This window comes from Polyangiaceae bacterium (genome assembly GCA_015075635.1).
Lineage (GTDB): Bacteria > Myxococcota_A > Polyangia > Polyangiales > Polyangiaceae > JADJKB01.
Genome location: JABTUA010000002.1, coordinates 1,664,770 through 1,687,553, shown reverse-complemented (window position 1 = coordinate 1,687,553; position 22,784 = coordinate 1,664,770). Strand labels below are relative to the sequence as shown.

General features: G+C 70.4%; 22 protein-coding genes. 11 read left to right on the top strand and 11 right to left on the bottom strand.

Annotated features, from left to right (window positions below; translation table 11 throughout):
• On the top strand, positions 1 to 1,284 hold the full coding sequence (locus HS104_23850) for an HlyD family efflux transporter periplasmic adaptor subunit (GenBank protein ID MBE7482995.1): 1,284 nt from the start codon (positions 1 to 3) through the stop codon (positions 1,282 to 1,284).
• 15 nt (positions 1,285 to 1,299) lie between these two features.
• On the opposite strand, the gene HS104_23845 is transcribed toward HS104_23850, so the two are convergent.
• The 6 genes from HS104_23845 to rplS form a co-directional block, all read right to left on the bottom strand.
• Positions 1,300 to 1,863, bottom strand: a complete 564-nt coding sequence (locus HS104_23845; protein MBE7482994.1) for a hypothetical protein — start codon at positions 1,861 to 1,863, stop codon at positions 1,300 to 1,302.
• Between the two features lie 573 nt (positions 1,864 to 2,436).
• Positions 2,437 to 5,385 carry an FHA domain-containing protein gene (locus HS104_23840; protein MBE7482993.1) on the bottom strand — a complete coding sequence of 983 codons (2,949 nt, stop codon included), beginning with the start codon at positions 5,383 to 5,385 and terminating at the stop codon, positions 2,437 to 2,439.
• A 51-nt stretch (positions 5,386 to 5,436) separates the two neighbouring features.
• Positions 5,437 to 6,714, bottom strand: a complete 1,278-nt coding sequence (locus HS104_23835; GenBank protein MBE7482992.1) for a serine/threonine-protein phosphatase — start codon at positions 6,712 to 6,714, stop codon at positions 5,437 to 5,439.
• Between the two features lie 19 nt (positions 6,715 to 6,733).
• The gene (locus HS104_23830) at positions 6,734 to 9,034 is read right to left on the bottom strand and encodes an FHA domain-containing protein (protein MBE7482991.1); all 2,301 of its coding nucleotides are present in this window, start codon (positions 9,032 to 9,034) and stop codon (positions 6,734 to 6,736) included.
• Positions 9,035 to 9,072: 38 nt separating this feature from the next.
• Positions 9,073 to 10,359 carry an FHA domain-containing protein gene (locus HS104_23825; protein ID MBE7482990.1) on the bottom strand — a complete coding sequence of 429 codons (1,287 nt, stop codon included), beginning with the start codon at positions 10,357 to 10,359 and terminating at the stop codon, positions 9,073 to 9,075.
• Positions 10,360 to 10,462: 103 nt separating this feature from the next.
• The gene (rplS, locus tag HS104_23820; protein ID MBE7482989.1) at positions 10,463 to 10,816 is read right to left on the bottom strand and encodes a 50S ribosomal protein L19; all 354 of its coding nucleotides are present in this window, start codon (positions 10,814 to 10,816) and stop codon (positions 10,463 to 10,465) included.
• A gap of 191 nt (positions 10,817 to 11,007) precedes the next feature.
• Between rplS and rplC the strand changes: the two genes are divergently transcribed.
• The 3 genes from rplC to HS104_23805 are packed head-to-tail and all read left to right on the top strand — an operon-like array spanning position 11,008 to position 14,014.
• Complete coding sequence (rplC, locus tag HS104_23815) at positions 11,008 to 11,670, top strand: 50S ribosomal protein L3 (protein ID MBE7482988.1); 663 nt, start codon at positions 11,008 to 11,010, stop codon at positions 11,668 to 11,670.
• Positions 11,671 to 11,696: 26 nt separating this feature from the next.
• The gene (locus HS104_23810) at positions 11,697 to 13,331 is read left to right on the top strand and encodes a class I SAM-dependent methyltransferase (GenBank protein ID MBE7482987.1); all 1,635 of its coding nucleotides are present in this window, start codon (positions 11,697 to 11,699) and stop codon (positions 13,329 to 13,331) included.
• Between the two features lie 20 nt (positions 13,332 to 13,351).
• A complete protein-coding gene (locus HS104_23805) occupies positions 13,352 to 14,014 on the top strand; it encodes a hypothetical protein (GenBank protein MBE7482986.1) in 663 nt (220 codons plus the stop codon).
• Here HS104_23805 and HS104_23800 read toward each other — a convergent pair.
• Positions 14,011 to 14,337 carry a 4a-hydroxytetrahydrobiopterin dehydratase gene (locus HS104_23800; GenBank protein MBE7482985.1) on the bottom strand — a complete coding sequence of 109 codons (327 nt, stop codon included), beginning with the start codon at positions 14,335 to 14,337 and terminating at the stop codon, positions 14,011 to 14,013. The two genes, HS104_23805 and HS104_23800, sit on opposite strands and share 4 nt — an antisense overlap.
• Positions 14,338 to 14,361: 24 nt before the next feature.
• On the bottom strand, positions 14,362 to 15,075 hold the full coding sequence (locus HS104_23795) for a ribonuclease H-like domain-containing protein (protein ID MBE7482984.1): 714 nt from the start codon (positions 15,073 to 15,075) through the stop codon (positions 14,362 to 14,364).
• A 207-nt stretch (positions 15,076 to 15,282) separates the two neighbouring features.
• Between HS104_23795 and HS104_23790 the strand changes: the two genes are divergently transcribed.
• Positions 15,283 to 17,358: an Rne/Rng family ribonuclease gene (locus HS104_23790; GenBank protein ID MBE7482983.1), complete on the top strand. Its 2,076-nt coding sequence runs from the start codon at positions 15,283 to 15,285 to the stop codon at positions 17,356 to 17,358.
• Positions 17,355 to 17,687, top strand: a complete 333-nt coding sequence (locus HS104_23785; protein ID MBE7482982.1) for a PilZ domain-containing protein — start codon at positions 17,355 to 17,357, stop codon at positions 17,685 to 17,687. Before HS104_23790 ends, HS104_23785 begins: the two co-directional genes overlap by 4 nt.
• A 290-nt stretch (positions 17,688 to 17,977) precedes the next feature.
• Here the strand turns inward: HS104_23785 and HS104_23780 are convergent, their stop codons facing one another.
• The 3 genes from HS104_23780 to HS104_23770 are packed head-to-tail and all read right to left on the bottom strand — an operon-like array spanning position 17,978 to position 19,804.
• Positions 17,978 to 18,538 (bottom strand): regulatory protein RecX, encoded by a 561-nt coding sequence (locus HS104_23780; GenBank protein ID MBE7482981.1) that lies wholly within the window; start codon positions 18,536 to 18,538, stop codon positions 17,978 to 17,980.
• Positions 18,535 to 19,431 (bottom strand): Fe-S cluster assembly protein HesB, encoded by an 897-nt coding sequence (locus tag HS104_23775; protein MBE7482980.1) that lies wholly within the window; start codon positions 19,429 to 19,431, stop codon positions 18,535 to 18,537. The genes HS104_23780 and HS104_23775 overlap by 4 nt, the downstream gene beginning before the upstream one ends.
• Complete coding sequence (locus HS104_23770; GenBank protein MBE7482979.1) at positions 19,409 to 19,804, bottom strand: RidA family protein; 396 nt, start codon at positions 19,802 to 19,804, stop codon at positions 19,409 to 19,411. Before HS104_23770 ends, HS104_23775 begins: the two co-directional genes overlap by 23 nt.
• A gap of 167 nt (positions 19,805 to 19,971) precedes the next feature.
• On the opposite strand from HS104_23770, the gene sugE reads away from it, so the two are divergent.
• The 5 genes from sugE (at position 19,972) to HS104_23745 (ending at position 22,784) form a co-directional block, all read left to right on the top strand.
• Entirely contained in the window at positions 19,972 to 20,295 is a 324-nt protein-coding gene (sugE, locus tag HS104_23765; protein MBE7482978.1) for a quaternary ammonium compound efflux SMR transporter SugE, read from the top strand.
• Positions 20,296 to 20,405: 110 nt separating this feature from the next.
• Positions 20,406 to 21,503 (top strand): hypothetical protein, encoded by a 1,098-nt coding sequence (locus HS104_23760; GenBank protein ID MBE7482977.1) that lies wholly within the window; start codon positions 20,406 to 20,408, stop codon positions 21,501 to 21,503.
• Positions 21,504 to 21,556: 53 nt separating this feature from the next.
• Positions 21,557 to 21,754, top strand: a complete 198-nt coding sequence (locus HS104_23755; protein MBE7482976.1) for a hypothetical protein — start codon at positions 21,557 to 21,559, stop codon at positions 21,752 to 21,754.
• Between the two features lie 2 nt (positions 21,755 to 21,756).
• Positions 21,757 to 22,368 (top strand): YeeE/YedE family protein, encoded by a 612-nt coding sequence (locus HS104_23750; GenBank protein ID MBE7482975.1) that lies wholly within the window; start codon positions 21,757 to 21,759, stop codon positions 22,366 to 22,368.
• Positions 22,365 to 22,784 carry a YeeE/YedE family protein gene (locus tag HS104_23745; protein MBE7482974.1) on the top strand — a complete coding sequence of 140 codons (420 nt, stop codon included), beginning with the start codon at positions 22,365 to 22,367 and terminating at the stop codon, positions 22,782 to 22,784. The genes HS104_23750 and HS104_23745 overlap by 4 nt, the downstream gene beginning before the upstream one ends.

Genomic DNA, 22,784 nt, shown 5'->3' with positions numbered 1-22,784 from the left:
ATGGCCGAGCCCACCAAGTCCACCACACCGACCGACGCGCCGACGACGAGTCCGGCGCCGGGGAGCTCCAAGAAGAAGGGGCGGCGCTCGCTGGAGCGCTGGATCAAGCGCGCCTTCCTCTTGGCGCTCGCGCTGGGCCTCGGGGCGCTGCTCGTCGTGGCCATGCTGCCCAAGCCGGCGCTGGTGGACGTGGCGGTGGCCGAGCGGAGCGCGATCCGCGTGACGGTGGACGAAGACGGCATGACGCGGGTCAAGGACCGCTACGTGGTGTCGGCGCCGCTGACCGGGAGCCTGGGGCGCATCGAGCACGACCCGGGCGACAGCGTGAAGCAGGGCGACGTCCTGGCCCGAATCGTCCCGCTCCAGCCGGCGCTGCTCGACGAGCGCAGCAAGACGAGCGCCGAGGCGCGGGTGGCCGCCGCCTTGGCCGCGCAGCGGCAGGCGAAGTCCCACGTCGAGCGCGCGGCGGCCAACAAGGACTTCGTCGCCAAGGAGGTCGAGCGCCAGCGCACGCTCGCCGACAAAGGCGTCACGCCCCGCGAGAGCGTCGATCAGGCCGAGCTGTCCGAGCGCACCGCAAAGGCTGATCTCGAGTCCGCCAGGTTCGGCGCGAAGGTCGCGGACTACGAGGTCGAGGTGGCGCGGGCGGCGCTCGGTCGGCTGGGCAAGAAGCAGAAGCCCGGCGCGGAAGAGCAGCTCTTGGTGTCGTCGCCGGTGGCAGGGCGGGTGCTCAAGGTGCTGCACAAGAACGAGGGCGCGGTGCAAGCCGGCACGCCGCTGGTGGAGCTCGGCGATCCGGCGGCCCTCGAGATCGTCGTGGACGTCTTGACGAGCGACGCGGTGAACGTGCGGCCCGGAGCCGAGGCGGCGCTCTCCGAGTGGGGAGGGGCCCCGCTAGCGGCCAGCGTGCGCATCATCGAGCCCTCGGCCTTCACGCGGCTCTCGGCGCTGGGCGTGGAGGAGCAGCGCGTGAACGTGGTCCTCGATCCGAAGGGGCCGACGGAGCCTTGGGCGAAGCTCGGCGACGGCTACCGGGTGAAGGCGGAGATCGTCACGCACCAGAAGCCCGACGCGCTCCAGGTCCCTGCGAGCGCCGTATTCCGCCGCGACTCGGGCTGGGCGGTGTTCCATGTGGAGGGCGAGCTGGCGCGCCTGGCGCCGGTGCAGATCGGCCTGCGCACGCAGCGCCGAGTCGAGATCACCGAGGGCCTCGCGCCCGGAGCGCGGGTGGTGCTGCACCCGAGTGACCGGATCCACGACGGGGTGAAGGTCAAGGTGCGGTAGCTCGGGAGTGTACCGTCACTGTTTCTGGATCACGCAGTGCCCGCCCTGGCACGCCAGCGTCTTGTCCGGATACTGCGGCGCGCACTCGGGGCAGGCTTGGTCGTCGCAGACCAGCGCCGAGAACTGCGACTCCGCCGAGACGGCGATCAGGTGCTCGTCGTCCGTCGGGCCGCCGCACTCGCAGCACGCGGTGGTGCGCACGCGACACTCCGCCACGTCCGCGCAGGCGGTCGAGGCGTGCTCGAGCAGATCGACCAGCTCGCAGCTACCGGAGCTGCAGGTCGCGACCAACGTCGGATCCGTCGGCATGTAGCAAGCAGGGCAGCCTTTGCCTTCGCAGACGCCGTTCCGGTACTCGCCCGCCTTGGCCTGATTGACCGCCAGGGCGTCGCCGCGGGTCGCGCCGCTGCAGCTGCCGCAACAGCTCTTCGGGATCACGATGCAGTCGGCGTTCTTGCTGCAAGCGGTGAGGCCGGGGACGCCGCCGGTGCCGCCGGTCCCACCCGAGTCGTCGCTCCGGCCGCCGCAGGCCGCGCACACGGCGAGGGCGCCGAAGACCGAGATCACCCAGAAGCGCATGGACGCCAGCTTAGCACGCCGGCGGGCACCTCCTTTCGCATGCGGACGCGAGAGCGCAGGAGAACTTGCGCCACGAACGCCACGGCGCCACCACCGCCACGAAAGAAGAGCCGCGCGGCCGGAGGGGGACACCTGGCAGCGAGCCGCGCGGCCGGAGGGGGACACCTGGCAGCGAGCCGCGAGGCCGGCTTGTCAGTACGCCGCGCGGCCGACTCGTCAGCACGCCACGAGGCCGACTTGTCAGCGTGGCGTGCGGCCGACTCGTCAGCATGCCGCGAGGCCGGAGGGGGACACCTGGCAGCGAGCCGCGAGGCCGGAGGGGGACACCTGGCAGCGAGCCGCGAGGCCGGAGGGGGACACCTGGCAGAGCCGCGAGGCCGGAGGGGGACACTTGGCAGCGAGCCGCGAGGCCGGAGGCCGAGCTCTGCCATGAGCTCACCAGTCTTGCCGAGATCAGATCACGATCAGCCAAAGAGAGGAGAGAGAGAATGCCCGGCGAGGCCGGGCGCCGGCTGTTCGTCAGGTGGCAAAGATCGCGGGGCGCTGCGGTCGCCCGCGGAGCGAGATCAAACCTCAAATACTATCCCGTCGCTTGAGCACGATCAGGATCCAGATCAAGACGCCCAGCATCATCGCGGACAGGACCGCCGGCGGGAGCCAGATCAGCTCGTAGTCCTTGAAGCCCCAGGCGCCGTTGAAGTCCATGCTGGCGATCTGAGCCTCGGCGCACTTGAACTTCCCCTGGAACACGAAGTTGTCCACGCTCGTGGTGTCCGGACGCTTCAGGTCCATGACCCAGGCCGCATCCTCGGCGATGGCCATGCGCTCCTGGGCCACTACGCCCTGGAAGCCCCAGCGCGCCGGGACGATGTACATCGGCCACTCGAGCAGCGAGTTGGTGGTCATCGGCACCATGATGCCGCCGAGCACGACCTGCGGGATCAGGGCGATGGGCGTCAGCGCCATGGCCGCTTCGCTGGAGGTCACGATGGTGCTGAGCAGCAGGCCGATGGCCACGCTGTTCATGGCCGTGATGATCAGCGTGCCGAGCTCGATGGCGAAGGCGACGGGGCCGCCGTGGAAGCCGAGCGCGAAGAACACGATGCCGAGTAGCACCGTGCACTGGATGATGCAGATGAAGGTGAGCAGCAGGAACTTGCTGAAGACGTAGTTGAAGAGCTTCAGGTTCACCATGCGCTCGCGCATGTAGATGGCGCGCTCGCTGACGATCTCGCGGGCCGCGTTGCTGGTTCCGAACCAGACCGCCGCCACGACCAGGAAGAACGCGGCCCCGGAGTGATCCGTGGTGACCTGCATGCCGGAGAGCAGGTCGTTGGAGCCGGCGCCGAGCCCGCCGGAGCGGCGCCCGAGCTCCTGCAGCGCGCCCAGGCACCAGTAGGGGATGGCCTCCTTCTGCCCGCCGAACACCAGCGCCAGGAGCACGCCGATGATCGGAGCTTGGGCCAGCATGATCACCGTCCCGCCGACGTCGCGCACCTTGGTCTTGAAGTAGCGCGAGAAGAGCAGGAAGAACTGGCCTCCGGTCCTGCCACGCCCGCGCGGCACACCTTGGTTGTGGCTGCCGGCGCCCACCTGGCGCTGCCCGGCGAACATCTTCTGGAAGATCGGGTTCTGCGGGTTGAAGAACTCCGCGTTCCACTCCCGGGCGGCGGTCTGGCGCGCGACGAAGCGCGGCGTGTACGGATTCTGCGCGCGCAAGGCGTCCCAGATCGGGCGCTCGCGCTGGTTCAGCATGTCGAACATGTCGCGCGGGTTGTCGACGTTGTTCGGCTTGCCCTGCCGCTCCAGGAAGCTGCCGAAGAACTTGTAGCCGTCCTTGGTGGGCCCGTAGAAGATGGGGACGCCGCCCTGCCCGAGGACGAGCGCGAGGTTGAACTTCTCGTATTCGTCCTTCGCCGGCTGGTGAATCGTGCAGATGATGGTCTTGCCGGTGGAGCTCGCCAGGCCGCGGAGCAGCTCCACCAGCGCCGTGGTGTCGTCGGCAGCCAGGCCCGAGGTCGGCTCGTCCAGGAACATGATGACCGGGTCGGTCACGAGCTCCATCGCGATGTTGACGCGCTTGCGCTGCCCGCCGGAGAGGATCTTCTTCTCGGGCTTGCCGATCTGAAGGTGGGAGACGGACTCGAGCCCGAGCTGCGCCAGCGTGGTCTGGACCCGCCGGTCGATCTCCTCTTCGCTGTAGTCCGAGGGCAGGCGGAACTTGGCGCTGTAGCGCACGGCCTCGTACACCGTGAGCTCCGGGTGCACGATGTCGTCCTGCGGGACGTAGCCGATGCTGCCGCGCAGGGCGTCGTAGATGGCGTAGAGATCCTCGCCGTTGATGCGCACCTGTCCGCCGGTGGGCGGCAGGTAGCCGTTCAGCGCCAGGAGCAGCGTGGTCTTGCCGGCGCCAGAGGGACCCATCAGCGCGATCAGGTCGCCCGGCAGCGCCTTGAAGCTGATGTGATCGAGCAAGGTCTTCATCTGACCGGGGTTGTCCCGGTCGTTGACCTGCATCACCAGATCCCAAGCCTCGATCTCGTAGAGCGGGCGCCCCGCCCACTTCGCCTGGTCCTCGACGACGAGGGCGACCTCCTCCGCCTCGACCTGGATGAGCAGCGGCATCGGGCCGATGAAGACCTTCTCGCCGTTCGCCACCGGCACGCGCTGGCCGGGCGGGATGCGCTGGCCGCGCACGTAGGTGCCGTTGCCCGCGCCGCGGTCCTCCAGGAAGAGCTGCGAGCCGAGCTTGTGCAAGATCGCGTGCTTGCTCGACACCTGCGGGTGCGGGAGCACGATGTCGTTGTCCGGCGTGCGGCCGATGGTCTTGTAGGTGGGCTGGCCCGGGCCGCCGATCGCGACCTGGCCGATCACCGTCTTGTGCTTGGGCCGCGAACCGGCCGCGGCGGGCGCGCCCGCCGCCGCGCCGGCAGCGGCCGCCGGGGCTTGCGCCGGAGCGCCTCCGCCCAGCGCTTGGGCGAGCTGAATGGCGAGCGTGACCGGCAGGGGCACGGGGCCAAGCGCCACGAGCGCGCTCGGGTCGAGGGCCGTGGCCTGGTTCGCGGCCAGGCGATTGCCGGCGATCCAGGTGCCGCTGGTCGAGCCGTGATCGGTGATGGCGAGCGGGCTCATGGTCAGCGTGGCGTGCTGGCCCGACACGCTGCTGTGCTGCACGACCACGTTGGCGCGAGCGGCCTCGCGCCCGAACACGAGCTTGCCAGGCGTCACCGGGAGCTCGCCCTTCTGCATCAGCATCAAGGTCAGGGCAGGGTGCGCGTTGGGCACCGGCGTCTGCCCGACCATGAACTGCGTGCGGAAGTCGAAGGGATGCGAGGAACCCGGGGCGACGGGCTGCCCGTTGGCGTAGGTCTGACTCGTGCCTGCGTCGACGAACACCAGCTGTCCGCCGCCCTGGTGCACGATTCGCGCGTGCTCCGCCGCGACGCCCGGTCCTCCCAGGTGGATCTCGCAATGCGGCGCGCTGCCGATCGTGATGCTCTGCTTGCCGAAGCCGGGGATCATCGGTTCTCGCTTGGAATCGAACTCATGCTCTAACAAAGCCGACCTGGCTTCTCAATCACGAGCGGCGTCGGCGCTCTCCAGGGGAGCGCTGCTCGGGCTCGGTGCCGGCATTTCTGCGTCTTCGGGGGGAGCCGAGCTAGAAGGTCGAGGTGGGAGCTTGACCTCCGGAGGGGGCACGATCTCCTCCGATCGGTCGCGGCCGCGGTGCATGACCCGCACCAGCGCCCACGCGGCGACGGCCGCCAGCACGGTGACGGCGAGGCCCACCCCGAGCCACACGAGCGCGCGCGACGAGCTGATCGGCCGCGGTCGAAGCAGGTGAGGCGGCGGCTCCTCGTGGGGGAAGCTCGGGGTTGCGAGGCCCGGCTCCGTGCGGCGATCGCCGGTGTCCAGCTGGGTGAGCCCCGGCAGCGTGGGGCGCGGGCCCGCCGAGCCGTCGTCGAACAGGGTCGGCGCGGGTGCTCCGTCGGAGATCGTGCCCTGGTCGCCCTCGACCAGCGTCGCGCCGCGCGCCGCCCGAGCGTCCTGGATCACCGTGCCGCGCGCCGCGGTCTGAGGCGGGAGCTCGACTAGCGCGAGCACCAGCGTCGTCACGTTGTCGTGTCCGCCGCGCGAGTTCGCCAGCGCCACGAGCTCCTGGCAGACGGCTGCCGTGCCGCTCGGGAGTCGGCGGCGCACGATGTCCAGGATCTCGGGATCGGTCACCAGATCCGTCAGACCATCGCTCGAGAGCAAGAGCACGTCGCCCTTCAGCAGGCCGAGCGGCTCGGCGCGCGCTTCGACGTTCACCTCCGGCGTGATGCCCAGGGCGCGCGTGATCTTGTTGGCCTCCGGGTGCGCGAGCGCCTGCTCCGGAGTGAGCATGCCGGACGCGACCAACTCCTGGACCATCGAGTGATCGCGCGTCACGCGCTGGATGTGCCCGTCGCGGAGCAGGTAGGCGCGGGAGTCCCCGGCATGGCAGAGCTCCGCGCCGCCGGGGTGAATCAGCACGGCGACGCAGGTCGAGCCCGGTCGGTGCTCCGAGGCGCCGGAGCCGCCGAGCGCGTAGACCGCGCGCCCGGCGCGCTCGACGGCCTGCTTCAGCACCAGCCCCGGGGGTGTGCCGGGGGCGGGGGAGCGCGCCGCCTCGATGACGGTGCGCACGGCCAGCTGACTGGCTTCGCGCCCTGCCTCGTGTCCGCCCATGCCGTCGCACACCAGGGCCAGGTGCCCCAGCGGGGTCTCGGCGTAGCCGGACGAGTCTTCGTTGACCTGCTTGGACGGATCGCGGCCCGGATCGCTCAGCTCGGCGAAGTCCACGACGACGCCGTGTACGGAGCCGAGCACGCGCGCCTGCCTCCTTCCGTCACTCGAGCCGAACGGTGAACTCGACGGGTCCGAAGCGGACCAGCGAGCCGTTCGGGGCGGGAGTCCACACGCCTCCCGTCAAGCGGGTCCCGTTGATCTGGGTCCCGTTGTTGCTGTTCTCGTCGCGGATCACGAGCTGCCCGCCGTCGAGGCGCAGCGTGGCGTGCACGCCGGACACGCGGGGCTCGCTCAGCAAGATCCCGCACTGCGAGCCGTCGCGCCCCGCGCGCATCTCGACGCCGGGCACCACGGTGAACACCCCGGCGGCGCCCTGAAGCGTCGCCCGCGACACCACCGCCGGCCCCCCGCCATAGGGGTTCGGCGGCGGCGCGCCCACGGGCATGGGGGCGGGCGCCGGAGCTGGCTGGTTGCCGTACATGAAGTCCGGGCTGGGCGGCGCCGGTGCGGGCATCGGCGCGGGCGCGCCGTACGGGCTGGGCGCGGGCGCGGCGCCATACGGGTTCGGTGCGGGCGCGGCGCCGTAGGGCTGCGGCGGCGCGCCGTAGCCGCCGCCATAGGGCATACCGCCGGCGACGACCGGTGCGGGCGGCGGCTGAGCGCCGCGCTTCTTGCCCCCGCTGCGCACGATCACGACGATCAGCAGCAGGATCACGACCACGCCGAACAGACCGCCCAAGACCCACAGGACCGGAAACGGAGTGGTGGTGCCCTTGAGCTGGACGATGTTGTCGGCGGTGACGCCGCTCGTGCGGCGGGCCTTGTTGTCGTAGATGACCAAGCGCACCACGGCTTGCTCGCCGGAGCCGTGCAGGATCTTCTCCTTGTCCGGCGCCTCGAACTCGCCGTAGGTGTCGCTGACCTCGAGCGCGCGGCCCTTCATGCCCATGGCGATGAGCTGCTGCTGGGTGCGCTTGGCCTTGTCGACGTCCGCGCCGGAGAGCGCCGCCGGCGCCTGCTGCCCGGCCGGCAGGAAATACACCTCCGCCCGGCCCTTCTCGCCGCCCCAGCAGAAGTTGCCGAACACCTTGAAGGTGCCGGCCGGATACACGCCGCCTTGCCGCTTGGCCATGTCCTGCGTGTACTGGACGTTCACGTCGAGGGGCCAGGTGGTGGGGTCGATGCCGACGGGGACGTCCTTGAAAGTGTTGTCTCCCAGGATGGGCGGAGTGACCTCCTTGAACACCAGCCCGAAGGTCTGGGTGACGCCCGACTCGATGCACGAGACCCGCCACTTGACGATGTGCATGTTGGCGAAACGCCCGCGCACCGCGCCCACGATGGCGTTGCCGCGGCCGCCCTCGCCGGACTGCACCACCGTGAAGAACCCACCGATCTCGGTGTTGGCCAGGCCCCGCATGAACTCCAAGGAGTTCTGCCGGAACTCGTCGTAGACCTTGGGCGGGAAGAACACGCTGATCACCGGGACCGGCGCCTTCGGCAGCGCGGTGTTGTCCTCCGGGAAGCGGCCGCCGCTCATGTACTTGGCAATCTGCAGACCGCCGGGGCCCGTGGTCAGGGCGTCCGTGCCGCCGTAGCCCGTCGAGAGCACGACCATGGCCTGGTGCAGCGGGACCTTCACGTCCTCGCCGACGTTGCCCAGGCTCTTCCATCCGTCGGTCGCGGCCTCCTTGATGATGGTGCCGAGCGAGCGGTTGCGACCCTGCGAGGCCCAGGTGCCGGTGACGCCGTTGACGAACTGCTGCGCTTGACCCTTCTTGGCTGCGCTCATCCACTTGCTGTCTTTCACGACCTGCCGGTCGTTGAAGAACATCACGTTGACGATGTCGTTCGCGCTCATGCTGCCGATGAACGTGTTGGCGATCTGCTTGGCGTCGCCGAAGGCGTCCTTGATGCGCGCGTCGGCGTCGATCAAGATGAGCCAGGCCGTGCCGACCGAGGGCTGAGTCAAGCTCGCGCCCCACTTGGTGTGGCTCACGTAGCTCGCGGGCTGGTCAGTGCCCTCCACCTTGACGGTGAAGATGGCGTTCTCGTGCGGGAAGCCGGCGCCGGCGGCGCCGAACGGCTGGTACAGCGCCAGCGGCTTCTCGAGCGCGTCGCTCAGGCAGCGGTAATAGCCCGTGCCCCGATCGTCGACGCAGCCCGCAGTGGCGTCGCTGATGCGTTTGGTCTGCACCAACTCGATGACCGTGGTGAGGATCGGCGCGCCGTTCTCTTGCGCGGCGCGCGGATCGACGCGCAGGATGTGGGCTTCCGGCGCGGCCTTCGCCGTCGAGGTCGCGAAGGCGATCGCCGCGACGATGGCGCGGAGGAGCCACGCCAGCGAGCGGTGGCGAACGGGGTTCGGTTGGTGCGCGAGATTCAACTTCGCAGCTTGCATGTCCCTCGAGCTCGGTGCATTCGCGTCGTGGCGCGCGCTCAGACGATCTTCACCGTCGTGGTGTAGCCGCCGAAGCGCAGCGTGTCCCCGTCGCGGATCTCGACGGGCGTGCCCTTGGCGACGCGTTCTTCGTTCAGGTAGGTGCCGTTGGTGCTGCCCGGATCCTCCAGCTTCAGTGCGCCCGGGCGAGCGGCAGCGTGGAGCACTGCGTGACGGGACGAAGTCGTTGGATGGTCGATCTCGATGTCGAGGCCTTCGATGGCAGCCTTGCGGCCCACCACGTTCTTGCCCTGATAGAGCGGCCAGAACGTGCCGAGCTCGTTGGCCTCGTAGCTGACCAGGAAGCCGGCGAGGGTGCGGGGGGCATCCGGCCCCACCGACATCGGGTCGCGCGCGACCTGCGCCTCCGTCCGCGACACGCCGGTTGGCGGCGGAGCGCTCGGACGCGCCTCCTCCGCCGGCGGGTGCGCCGAAGGCGCGGCTGAGGCCGGCGGCGCTGCGGGCGGCGAGGCTGGCGGCGGTGGGGCCGGCTCGGGGGAAGGCGGCGCCTTCGCGCGCTGGGCGGCCTCGTGCTCGTCCGCGGTGGGCGGCGGTGCGGTGGCGGCGAAGGCCGCCGGATCGTTCCAGCCCGGCGCGGGCGCCGGAGCGCCTCCGGGAGGCGATGCGCCGAATGCCGGCGTGCCCGGCGGCGGGCCCGGCGGAGGCGCCGGCATGCCGCCCGGGGCGCCGGGGGCTGCACCGCCGCCGAGGTCCGGCGCCATGGTGGCGCCGAATGGGTTCAGCCCTTCGGGCGAGCCGACGCGGTAGCGCTCATTGGCGGGGGAGAAGCCCCCGCCAGGAGGCGCACCCGGCGGACCGGCAGGCGGCGCGCCCGGCGGACCGGCGGGCGGCGGACCAGGCGGCGGTCCCCACCCGGGCGGCCCAGCGGGAGGTGCGCCGAACCCGGGAGGTGGCGCCCCGTAGCCGGGGGGTCCCGGCGGGGCTCCCGGAGGCGGGCCGAAGCCTGGCTGTCCGGGTGGAGGGCCATAAGGCGAAGGCGGAGTGCCGGGCGGAGCACCGGGAGCGGGGTACGGCGCTGGCGGCGGAGCGCCCCAGCCGGGGGGTGGCGCACCCGGGGGAGGGCCGTATGCGGGCGGCGGCGCGCCGGGCGGCGGACCCGGTGGCGGACCCCACCCCGGCGGCCCGGCCGGAGGCCGCTGCTGGCCGGGCCCAGGGAACGTTTGGGGCTGCGCGCCCACGCCCGATGCGGGCAGCGGAGCGCCGCAAGAAGCGCAGAACTTGCTGGTGGGCTGGTTGGAAATGCCGCAACGCGGGCACGCAATCATTCGAGGCGACCTCCGAAACCCCAAGAAACGGCGTGAAAACACGCCGGTTCCAAGGCGGCCCCGAGCATAGCCGGTCCGCTACCGGCCGCGAAGCACCGAAGTTCTAGACGTCCTTCTCGTCGCGGATGCGCGCGGCCTTGCCCTGCAGCTTCCGGAGGTAGCCGAGCCGGGCCTGGCGGACGACGCCCCGGGAAACCACGTCGATCTGCTCGATGCGCGGCGAGTGCAGCAGGAAAATGCGCTCGACGCCCACGCTGAAGCTGACCTTGCGCACCGTGAAGGTGCTGCGAGCCCCGGCGCGGTGACGCTTGATCACCGTGCCGCGGAAGACCTGCGTGCGGAGCTTGTCGCCCTCGACGATCCGGTAGTGCACCGCCACCGTGTCCCCCACGCGAAACTTCGGCAGATCCGAGCGAAGGGTGCTGTTCTCGTGGGCCTCGATCTTGGGATGCGTCATCGACATGGCGGGGGCTCCGGCCGGCTGGGGGCGGGGATTATGCACGCGCCCGGAGCCCCGTCAATGGTGGGGGTGCTCGCGGCGGACCCCGACGGCCCGGCTTGCACGAGGCGCGGAAATACACTACTTCCGCGAGCCCCATTTTCCGGTTGGCCGACAGAGCCGCCGCGACGACGAAAGAGAGACGGACAATGAACACGCATCCGGGTGTCATCGGGCGCAAGCTCGGCATGACTCAGGTCTTCACCAGCGACGGTTCGGTGATCCCGTGCACGGTGGTGGAGGCTCGGCCCGTCGTCGTCGGCAAGCGTACCAAGGAAAAGGACGGCTACGACGCGCTCGTGCTCGGTCTCAAAGACCGCAAGGAGAAGCACACGGTGAAGCCGCTCGCCGGGATGTACAAGAAGGCGAGCGTCACTCCGAAGCGCTGGCTGCGCGAGCTCCGCTGTACGGCGGACTTCGCCGCGCAGCACGAGGTCGGCGCCGAGCTCAAGCTCGACAGCGTGTTCGAGGAGGGACAGTTCGTGGACGTCCAGGGCATGACCCGCGGTCGTGGCTTCACCGGCGTGATGCGTCTCCACAACTTCGCCGGTCAGGTGCAGACCCACGGTACCCACGAGTACAAGCGCCACGGCGGGTCCATCGGCACGAACATGACTCCGGGTCGCGTGCTCAAGGGCGTCCGCATGCCGGGCCAGTACGGTAACGAGAAGGTCACCGTGCACAACCAGCGCGTGGTCAAGGTCGCGGCCGACGACAGCCTGCTCTTCGTCGAAGGCGGCATCCCCGGTGCCAAGAACTCGCTCGTGTTCGTGCGCGGCGCGGTCAAGCGCCGCGGCGGCAAGAAGAGCTGAGGCGGGCACCGCCCGGGTAGGGCGCCGTGTTCTCTCCAATCCCCTGGCTGGACGAGCGCGTCGTCGTTCGTGACGCCGACGTGCTCGTGGTGGACAAGCCGCGGGGCATCGTCGTCCATGGGGGCGACGAGGCGCGGGCGGACGATCTGGTCAGCCGCCTGGGCAGCTGGCTCGAGGCTCGGGGCGAGCCCGGCTACCTGGGCGTGCACCAGCGGCTCGACAAGGACGCCTCCGGCATCCTGTTCTTCACCCGGCGCCGCGAGCTGAACGCCGCCGTCGCCCGCGACATGGAGGGCCACGCGGCCCGGCGCGTCTACGTGGCCGCGGTGACCGACGGCGGGCTCCCGACCGAGGGCACGCTCGCCCACCAGCTCTCCCACGAGAAGGGCGGGATCACCCGCGTGATCCCGCGCGGCGGACAGCGCGCGGTCGCGCGCTACCGCGTGCTCGCGCGCGCGGCGGGGCGGGCGCTGATCGAGCTCCGGCCCGAGACCGGCCGTACCCATCAGCTCAGGGCGCAGCTCGCCGCGGTGCGCTCGCCCATCGCGGGCGATCGCCTCTACGGCGGCGCGCGCGCCAACCGCTTGATGCTCCACGGCCGGGAGCTCGAGCTGCCGTCGCTCGGACGTCGCTTCGAGTGCGCGGTGCCGGAGTCGTTCGAGACCTGGCTCGCTGACGGCGAGGTCGGGCTCGGCGACCGCACACAGCTCGAGCGCGCGCTCCGTGACGCGCTCTGCCTGCGCGCGCCCCTGTTCGAGCGCGCCACGGCGTTTCGCCTGTGCAACGGGGCCGGCGACGAGCTGCCTGGGGTCGTCGTCGATCGCTACGCGGACTTCGCGGTGTTGGCCGTCTCCAGCGACGAGGCCGTGGCACGCGCTCAGGAGATCGCCCAGGCGCTCGTGGCTCTCGGCGCGAGAGGCGTGTACCTCAAGCTGCGCGAGCGCGCCGACCAGCGGCGCGTGGATCCGGAGAAGAACGCGCCACGCATGCCCGTCGCTGGAGAGCCTTCGGGCGACGAGCTGGTGGTGAGCGAGGGCGATCTCGACTTCCCGGTGCGGCTCGGCGACGGCCTCTCGACGGGGCTGTTCGTGGATCAGCGCGACAACCGTGAGCTGGTGCGCCGTTTCGCCGGCGGCAAGCGCGTGCTGAACCTGTTCTCGTACACCTGCTCGTTCAGCGTGGCGGCAGCGCGGGGCGGCGCCCGCGAGGTGGTCAGCGTCGATCTGGCTCAGCCGGCCCTGGAACGTGGCCGGAGGGCCTTCGAGCAGACCGGCCTGGACCCGGCGCAGCACCGCTTCTATCAGGAAGACTGTGTGGCGTGGCTCGGGCGCGCGCGCCGCAAGGGCGAGCGCTTCGGCCTCGTGATCCTCGATCCGCCGAGCTTCGGCACGCGCGGCAAGCGCGGGACCTTCGACATGGACAAGGGCTTCGCTGCCGTCGCCGCGGACGCGCTCGCCGTGCTCGAGTCGGGCGGCAGGCTGCTCGCCGTGACCAATCACCGCAAGACCAGCCGCGAGCGGCTGCGGAAGCTCCTGCACGAGGCCGCCCGGGCCTCGAACGTGGAGCTTTCTCAGATGAAGGATCTGCCTTCGCCGCTCGATTGCCCGGACGGACCCGACGGGCCGACGCCGATGAAGAGCGTGCTCTGCACGCTCGCCTGAGCTGGAGTATCCTGGCGGAGATGTCCGCGCGAACGAGCCTCGTGGTCGGCGTCGTGCTCGGCTCGACGCTGGGGCTGCCCCTCGCCTGCTCGGGCGCGACCTCCGACGACGCCTCGGGCGGCGGAGGGGGCGTGCCGCAACAAGGCGGCTCAGGGGGCGGCAAGGTCGACGACGGAGGCCTCTGGCCCGACGGCGCCGGCGGCACGAGCGCTGGCGGCACGAGCGCCGGTGGCACGAGCGCCGGCGGGGGCGGCGGGGTCCCGAGCGGCGGCGGCGGGCCGAGCGGCGGTGGCGGGCCGAGCGGCGGCGGCACCGGGGGATGCACCCCCGACTGCGGCAACGCCTGCAACACCACGGTGGTCACCTGCGGCGCCACGCTTACTTGCGGGCAGTGCACGACAGGCCTGAGCTGCGTCAGCAAGGAATGCGAGCAGACGGTCATCACCAAGTGTGGCGGTTGTCCCGCCTCTGGCTTCACCGTCGAAATCGCGACCATCCCCGACGTGGGCTACTGCGGCTCGGGCTGCCCGAGCTCCGGCGTTCTGCACGTCTGCGCGAAGGATCCGAGTCACGGCTTGCCCCTGGGGACCAACAGCTGCCCCACCGGGGGCACGCTCGTGGAGCACGTGAAAGACTGCGCCAACAAGTCGCACTACGTCTGCGCGAAGACCAGTCTGCCTTAGAGCAGCGCGTCCACTTTGGCGGCGCAGATGAAGTCGTTCTCGCTCAGGCCCCCGATGGCGTGCGTGGTGTAGCGCACCAGCACGCGGTCGTAGAACACCTCGAGATCCGGATGGTGGTCTTCCTGGTGGGCCATCCAGGCGACGGCGTTCACGAAGGCCATGGTCTGGTAGTAGTTCCGGAAGGTGAAGGTGCGCGAGATGCTCTTCTTGTCCGGCGCCACCTCCCAGTCGGGGACCTGGCTGCCCAGGGCCAGGACCTGCTCGGTGTAGAGCGGCGGGATCCCGCCCTCGCAGGGCACGCAGCGTTTCTCGGTGAGGGACATCGGGAGTACGTAGGAGGCGCGCGCTCAGACCGCAACCGTCAGCAGCCGCGCCTCGTCGAGCCCCGCCGCCACCGGCGCGAGCCGGGCGTCGCCGCGGATGGTCTCGATCAGGCCCTGCATCGCCTGCCGATAGGCGCTCGGCTCGAGCTCCCCGCGCAGGAGCTGAACGCGCAGGAACACCCCGGCGGTCTGCGCCACGTCGCAGAGGCAGTACTCGCGGACCTCCTTGATGCGGCCGGCGTGGACCATCGGGCCGACGTCCTTGCCGTCCACTCCGACCTTGCCGGGCATGCCGCAGAGCTTGGCCACGATGTCGAGCTTGGCGCTCTTGGCCGCGCCGAAATCCGCGATGAAGTCCATCAAGTCCAGGTGGCCTTCGGGCGAGAAGCGGTAGCGCACGTCGCGGGCTCGGTAGTAGTGGCGGAGCGGGACGCCGTGGCGCAGGCAGCGCGCGGCGATCACCGGCAGGTCGAAGCCCCGGCCGTTGAAGCTGACCAGGTCGGGCCTGCGCTCCTCCAGGAACTTCGCGAAGTCGACCAGCATCGCCGGCTCGTCCTTGCCCTCGCCCAGGACCCCGACCCGCTGCACCGCGTAGGCGGCGTCGAAGAGCAGCGCGCCGATCACCACGATCTTGTGGTGCGGCGGCGCCGGCAGGCGCTCGGCCTCGCTGGACTCGGCGATGGGGAGCTCGGCGTCCAGGACGGTCTCGATGTCGAGCACCAGGAAGGACTTCGGCACGCCGCCAGCATGCCCGAACCCACCGGAATGAGAAGGGTAACCGCCTCCTGAAAATCCAGACTGTTTCCGAGCACTTGACACGAAAACCGCCGCGTGGTCACTTGGCTGTCATGATTTTCCGCTCCCAGGCTTCGAGTCGCGCGGTCGCGACCAGCCAGCGGAGCCTTCTCCTCTTTGGGGCGGGCTGGCTTTGCCCCCGCCGACCGCATGGCGCGAAACACTTTGGTGATCAACTGCGACCTCCGGGAGACCCGGGTCGCTCTAATTGAAGACGGGGTCATCGCCGAGCTCCACATCGAGCGGGCGAACGCACGCGGCGCAGTCGGCAACGTCGTGCTCGGTAAAGTCACGCGTGTCCTTCCGGGCATGCAGGCGGCCTTCATCGATGTGGGCATGGATCGCGCTGCGTTCCTCCACGTCGAGGATCTGATCCGACCGGACGACTTCGAGGCCTACCTCGCCGGCGCTCACCGTGAGGACGAGGGGCCTTCCGGCAAGGGCGAAGGCGGGCGTCGGCGGCACGGCGAAGCCGGCGGCGAAGACGACGAGGACGACGACGAGGTGGTCGTCGGTCCGGGCGAAGGCAACGGCAACGGCGAGGTCGCCGCTGCCCCTGCCGAGGCGCAGGTCGCCAGCGTTCCCGAGGTCGAGCCCGCGCACGAAGACGCCGAGGACGAGGACGAGGACGAGGACGAGGGCGAGGACGAGGACGACGCAGACGACGGCGACTCCGACCCCGAGGCGAGCGACGAAGAGGCCGGCCCGGACGCAGAAGACGCCGAGGAAGGCGAGGCCGACGAGCCCTCTGCGGCCGCTGCCGCGGCGCCCTCCGCCGAGGTGGCCGAGGGCGCCGAGGCGTCGAGCCAGGTCGAGAACGAGCCGCCGCCCGCGGGGGCTGCGGTCGAAGAGAGCACCGGGCGCCTCGTCGACGCTTCGCGCCGCGGTGGTCGCCGCCGCCGTCGCCGTCGCGGTCGCGCACCGGAGCCGAAGGCCGCGCCGGGTCGCCGCGAGAGCGCGCGGGGCGGAAAGAACAAGGGCGGTTCGCCCAAGAAGCCGCAGCTCCGGGTCGCGCGCACCGTGCCCATCACCGAGGTCGTCAAGGAGGGCGACGAAGTGGTGGTGCAGATCTCGAAGGAGCCCATCGGTACCAAAGGTGCCCGGGTCACCAGCCACATCTCGCTGCCCGGTCGCTACGTCGTTTACCTGCCGACGGTCGAGCACACCGGCGTGAGCAAGCGCATCGGCTCCGGTCGCGAGCGTCACCGGCTGCGCGAGGTCATCGACTCCGTCAAGCCGCAGCAGGGCGGCCTGATCGTGCGTACGGTGGCCGAGGGACTGACCAAGAAGCAGCTCAAGGCGGACATCGGCTACCTGATCAAGCTCTGGGCCGAGATCGCCAGGAACCGCGAGGGCGCGAGGTCCCCCAAGATCCTCTACTCCGAGCTGGACATCGTGCTGCGCACCGCGCGCGACCTGTTCACCGACGAGATCGAGCACATCGTCATCGACGATCGCGAGCAGTACCTGCGCTTGGTGCGCTTCGTGGAGATGTTCCTGCCCGCGCGCGTCAAGGACATCGAGCTGTACACCGGCCCCGAGCCCATCTTCGACGCCTACGGTATCGAGGACGAGATCGGTCGCGCCTTGAGCCGCAAGGTGCCCCTCGCGAGCGGCGGCTACCTGATCATCGATCAGGCCGAGGCGCTCACCGCCATCGACGTGAACACCGGGCGGTTCGTCGGCAAAGGCAGCAAAGATCTGGAAGAAACCGCGCTGAAGACCAACCTGGAAGCGGTCGAGGAGATCGCCTACCAGCTGCGCTTCCGCAACATCGGCGGGCTGGTGATCCTCGACCTCATCGACATGGAGATCGCGGGCAACCGCGACAAGGTGTGGCGCGCGCTCGAGGCGGCCCTGGCCAAGGACAAGGCCAAGACCACCCTCAACCGCATCAGCGAGCTCGGCCTGATCGAGATGACGCGCAAGCGCACGCGCGAGAGCCTGAGCCGCACCATGAACGAGCCGTGCTTCTACTGCGACGGCACGGGGCACATCCAGTCGCGCACGACCATCGCCTACGAGATCTTGCGCCAGATCCGCCGGGAGCGAGACAGCTTGCCGGGCTACGTGATCACGGTGAACGCGCACCCGGCGGTGGTCGATCTGCTCACCACGGAAGAGAAGGCGGCGGTTCAGGACGCCGAGCGTCGTTACATGCGGCGCATCGAGCTCACCCCGCGGCGCGAGTACCACATCGAACAGTTCGATCTGCAGGGGAGATGACCATGTCGAGCGACCGTCGCGAGGAGCGGGTGACGATCAACAAGGAGTTCGAGTCCTTCGATCAGTTCATCCAGGAGTACGTGACGAACATCTCCCGGAGCGGCGCCTTCATCCGCACCGACCACCCGTTGCCGATCGGCACCGAGGTGAACCTGCGCTTCACCGTGATCATGGACGACATCGAGAGCATCGAGGGGCTCGGCCGGGTGGTGCGGGTCGAGCAGAACCCGCCGGGCATGGGCGTGGTGTTCCTGGAGCTCAGCAAGTACTCCGCTCAGCTGATCGAAAAGCTGCTGATCCACGCGCCGATGGGCGCCGAAGACCCCTGAGCGTCCGAGCAGTTGCCACTCGGCACTCGACAAGGGCCGAGTCCTGCATAGACTCCGGCGCCCCATGTTCCTCTTCAAGCTCGGGAAGCCCAAGCGCGACCGCAAGCGCTCCGCCAAGCACAAGGCGAAGCTCAAGAACAAGAACAAGCGCCGCCACAACCACGTGCGCGCTTGATTGTTCGAAGTCCCGCCCGCCCACCCCCGCCGTAACCCTCCCCGGGGGTAACCCCCCCGGACCCCCGACACGCCTCGCTGCGCTCGGCGTGGGCTCGCGTCCGCTCGCTGGGGAGCTACCAGTCGTCGCCTTCCGCTTCGTCGCCCGTGCTGCCCAGCGCGCGGCGTGCGATGTCCATGCTGAAGCCGGCCCGCGCGAGCGCGCCCAGGTCCTTGCGGAAAGACGCGGCGCGCTCTGTTTCGGGACGGAAGGCGCCGATGCGCCTGCGCCGCACGAACGCCTGCGCAGCCGCGAGCTCGGCCGCGTGGCTGCCCTCCGAGTCCACGCCGGCGAGTGCCTCGCTGGCGACGTCGTCGCGCACGCCACGCGCGCGGAGCTTCTGCACGATGGCGCGGCCCGAAGAGCCGCGGCGCCGTAGCCCGCTGGCGATGGCGCCGGCGAAGCGGGCGTCGTCGACGAGCCCGCTCCGTTGGTAGCGCGCCAGCAGCTCGTCGACCCACTCGCCACCCTGCGCCGCCGCATCCGCCCCGCGCTCCGCGCTCACCCGCTTCACGTAGCCGAGCAGCACGCGCCGGAGGTTCTTCGCCGAGCTGTCGAAGCGGTCCAGGTATCTGAGCGCCGCGGCGTCGAGTTCTTCGCGGGTGAGGGGCCCCGTGCGCTTGGTGCGAGCGGTCATTCTCCGTGCCAGTCTGCGGTCAGGTCCATCCATAGGGCCAGGCCGCGCCAGGCACCGTAGCGAGCGTAGCGCCGCCGGAGCGTGCGTTCACTCGGCGCGCGGCCGGATTTTGCCAGCGCCCCGAGCCGAGCGCGGCACCAGGAATCGAGCGCGAAGTCGTCGTAGCGGCCCAGCAGGCGCAGGGCCTGGCCGGCGGCGTAGGGGCCGAAGCCGGGCAAGGCGAGCAGGCGCTCACGCAGCTCGTCCGTCGGCAAGCGCGGATCCTGGAAGTCCGCGGGGCGGAGCGCGCCCCGGGCGAAATCGCGGGCCAACGTCCTGAGCGCGCCCGCGCGGTAGCCGAGGCGGCCTTCTTCCCGGAAGAAGCGCTCGCTCCGTTCCGCGCAGACCTCCGCGCTCGGGAACGCTCGCCGGCCGCTCGGCGTCTCGGCACCGAGCGCCGCCACGAGACGGGCGGTCATGTTGCGCGTCGCCGCCCACGAGCAGTTGGTCGTCATCAGGAGCTTGGCCAGGTCCTCGAACAGCGCTGGCGAGCGGGTCAACCGACCCGCGCCCCGGCGAGCGACCCAGGCGAGCCGCGGCTCACCGGCGCAGAGCCGCCAGAAAGGCGCGAGGTCGTCCTCCAGCCGCAGCATGTGGGTCAGCGCCGCGATCGCGCGCTGGGCTTCGGCTCGGTCGCGCGCCCCGTGGACCTTCACTTGCAGGCGCCCGCGCCTGTCTCTCACTCGGAGCTCCACGCCACGCCCCCCGAGCTCCAACGCAGTGGTGAACGTGCCCTCTTCGGGGTGCCAGGCGTTGGGGGCCAGATCGACGAAGCCATGACCGAACAGCGCCAACCGGAGCTCGAAGGGCTTCGGCGGCGAGAGCGCGTGCTCAGAGCTCCGGGACGATGGCATCGACCTCGATCTCCACCAGCACCTCCGGGACGATCAGCGCCCGCACCTCGACCATGGTCGTGGCGGGCTTGATCGCGCCGAACACCTCGCCGTGGGCGCGTCCGATCTCCTCCCAGCGGGAGATGTCCGTCACGTAGATGCGCGAGCGCACCACGTGCTCGAGCCGCGCGCCCAACGCTTCCAGGGCCACTCGCACGTTCTCGAGGGCCTGCTCAGTCTGCCGCCGGGCGTCACCGGGACCGGCGATGCTGCCGTCCGGGAGCGTGGCCGTGGTGCCCGAGACCACGACGTGTGGCCCGACCCGCACCGCGCGCGAGTAGCCGACCACGTTCTCCCACGGCGCTCCCGACGAATACTGACGGCGCTCCGGCATGGCCCGGCGCAGGATAGCTCGGCGGCGAGGTCTCCGGCGCGCCCTCGTGGACGGGGGTTGCCGCCGGATAGCGTGGGCTCCACGCTCCAGATGGCCAGACCGGCTCCCGACGAGGGCTACCCGTACCGGGCTTCGCAAAGACGGGTCGCAGAATTGGAGAGGAAGGTATGTCCTGGCTCGTCCTCGTCGTTGCTGGCTCGTTGGAAGTGGTGTGGGCGCTCGGTCTCAAGTACTCCGAGGGCTTCTCGCGGGTCGTGCCGAGCGCCGTGACCGTCGCGGCGATGGTCGCGAGCATGGGCTTGCTCGGCCTCGCGGTGAGAACGCTGCCGATCGGCACCGCGTACGCGGTGTGGGTCGGGATCGGCGCGGCTGGAACCGCGATCGGCGGCATGCTGCTGTTCGGCGAGCCGCCTTCGCCGGCGCGTTTCGCGCTGCTCGCGTTGCTCGTCGCGGCGATCGTCGGGCTGAAGGTGACCGCGCCCGCGACGTGAGTCCGCTGCCCGCCGGGCGATGCCAACCACGTTCTCCCACATCGCTCCCTGCGAACAATGACGTCGCCGCCGTTGGCGTGGCTCCGAGCCTCGGCGTATCCTCGGGAGCGATGGCCGGGCGAAACGTGGCGGGGGTGTGTCTCTTGGCGCTCGGGCTCGCCGCTGCCTGCGGTGGCGAGTCCGAAGAGGACGGCGCGAGCACGGGCGGGCACTCGAGCGGCGGAGCCGCCGGCGCCTCGGGAGCAGGCGGCGCTTCGGGCGCCGCGGGCGCGGACGCCGGCGGTGCCGCGGGCGCCGTAGGTGTCGGTCGCTGCGGGGATCCGGTGCCGCCGGGTGCGCCCACGGCCAAGGATCCGCCGGCGTATTCCGGCGGTACTTGCCCGACGCTGGCGCCGGGGATGAACACCATCACCAGCACCGCGGAGCGCAAGTTCATGCTCGTCGTGCCCAAGGACGTGAAGCCAGACGAGAAGCTCCCGCTGATCTTCCTCTGGCACTGGCTCGGCGGCGAGGCCAAGGACTTCCTCGAGAAGGGCGAGATCCAGACCGCGGTGGACACGCAGCGCTTCATCGCGGTGCTCCCCGAGAAGAAGGGCGACGTGCTCTTCGTGTGGCCGGTGGAGATCATCCAGTCGCAGGCGCGCGTGGACGAGGAGCTGAAGTTCTTCGACGACATCCTGGCCTGCGTCAGCGCGCAGCTCGGCGTGGACAAGAACTGCGTCGCGAGCGCCGGCGTCAGCGCGGGCGCGCTCTGGACGGATCAGCTCGCCGGGTACCGCAGCGAGTACCTGTCGTCGTTCCTGTCGCTCTCGGGCGGCGTGGGCGGCGTGATCCGCGCCTGGGGCAAGCCCGCCCACAAACTGCCGGGTCTGGTGCTCTGGGGTGGCCCGACCGACACCTGCGCCGGCCTGCTCAGCTTCAACACCCTGTCGGCGACCCTGGAGACCGAGCTCGAGAAGGGCGGGCACTTCTTCCTGGAGTGCGTCCACAACTGCGGCCACTCCGAGCCGCCGATGGCCGGCGCGACCGGCTTCTCCAAGTACCAGTTCCTGTGGCAGTTCGTGGCGGATCACCCCTACTGGCTACCGGATGGACAGTCGCCCTACACCGGGGAAGGCTTGCCCAAGTCCGCGCCGGAGTGGTGCGGGATCGGCAAGGGCAGCGCCACACCGCGCACCGGTGAGTGCATCGACCCGTCGCAGTGCTGATTTCGCTGCCAGGCCTTGTCACGGCTGGGCCATCCACCGCATATTTCGACCCAATGTCCGACGAGTCCTGCCCTCACATGAAGGGCTGCGAGATGTACGAGATCTTCACGTTCTCGGAGACGCTCGCGGTCTGGAAGACCCGCTACTGCTCGGGCGACTTCAAGCGCTGCGAGCGCTTCCAGCGCTCGTCGCGCGGGCAGCCGGTTCCCGTGAACCTGTTGCCCAATGGGCAGGTCCTGGAGAAGCCCTGAGCATGGCGTACTGGCCCTGGTACGTCGGAGGAGCAGCGCTGGCGGCGGTCTGCGTCTTCCACTGGCTGACGCTGCGCCGCATGATGGCGGTGTCGGGGCGCATCACCGCCGTGATCAACCGCGTGCGCTTCGGACCCGAGAAGAAGGTCGAGATGACCGCCGACGAGCTTCGCGCGGCGATGCTGAAGGCCACGCTCGAGGCCTTCGGTCCCGACGCGGGCGTGGCCGAGTCGCCTGCGGAGCCCGCAGCGAAGCCCCAGGTGAAAGCAGGGCCGACGCTCACGGCGTCGCAGGGCACCGGCACGCACCTCTTGTTCCTGGCCGGGCTCCTCGCTGGCGGCCTCTTGTCGATGCTGCTCGCTGGAGGCTTCGGGGTGTCCGGCGGCCTGCGCGGCGAGGTGTTCAACGGCTTCTTCGGCGGCAAGACCGCGAGCGCGCTGGTGCTGCTCGGCGGCGGTGTGCTCGTGGGTTTCGGCACGCGCATGGCCGCCGGGTGTACCTCCGGTCACGGCCTGTGCGGCGTCAGCCGGTTTCAGGTCGGGAGCCTGCTTGCGACCATGGCGTTCTTCGGGACCGGCGTGCTCACGTCGTTCGTGCTGAGGTGGGTGCTGTGAAGGAGCGCGTCGGCGTCGGCGTCACTGGCGTGATCTTCGGCTTCGCGCTGAGCCGCATCGGCTTCAGCAGCTGGGACGAGGTCCACCGGATGTTCACCTTCTCGGATCTCCGGCTCTTCCTCACCTTCTGCTCCGCGGTGGCGTTCCTCACCGTGGCTTGGATCGCCATCGCCCGGCTGACGGGGGCGAGCTGGTCGCCGCGCAGCCTGCACCCCGGCACATTGATTGGCGGAGCGATCTTCGGCACGGGCTGGGCGCTCTCCGGCGCCTGCCCCAGCATCGCCATGGTTCAGCTCGGGGAAGGACAGCTCGGCGCTGGCTTCACGCTGATCGGCATCTTCGCTGGCAACTGGCTCTACTCCGTGGTGCACGAGCGCTACTTCCGCTGGAGCGCGGCGAGCTGCGTGGACGCCTGA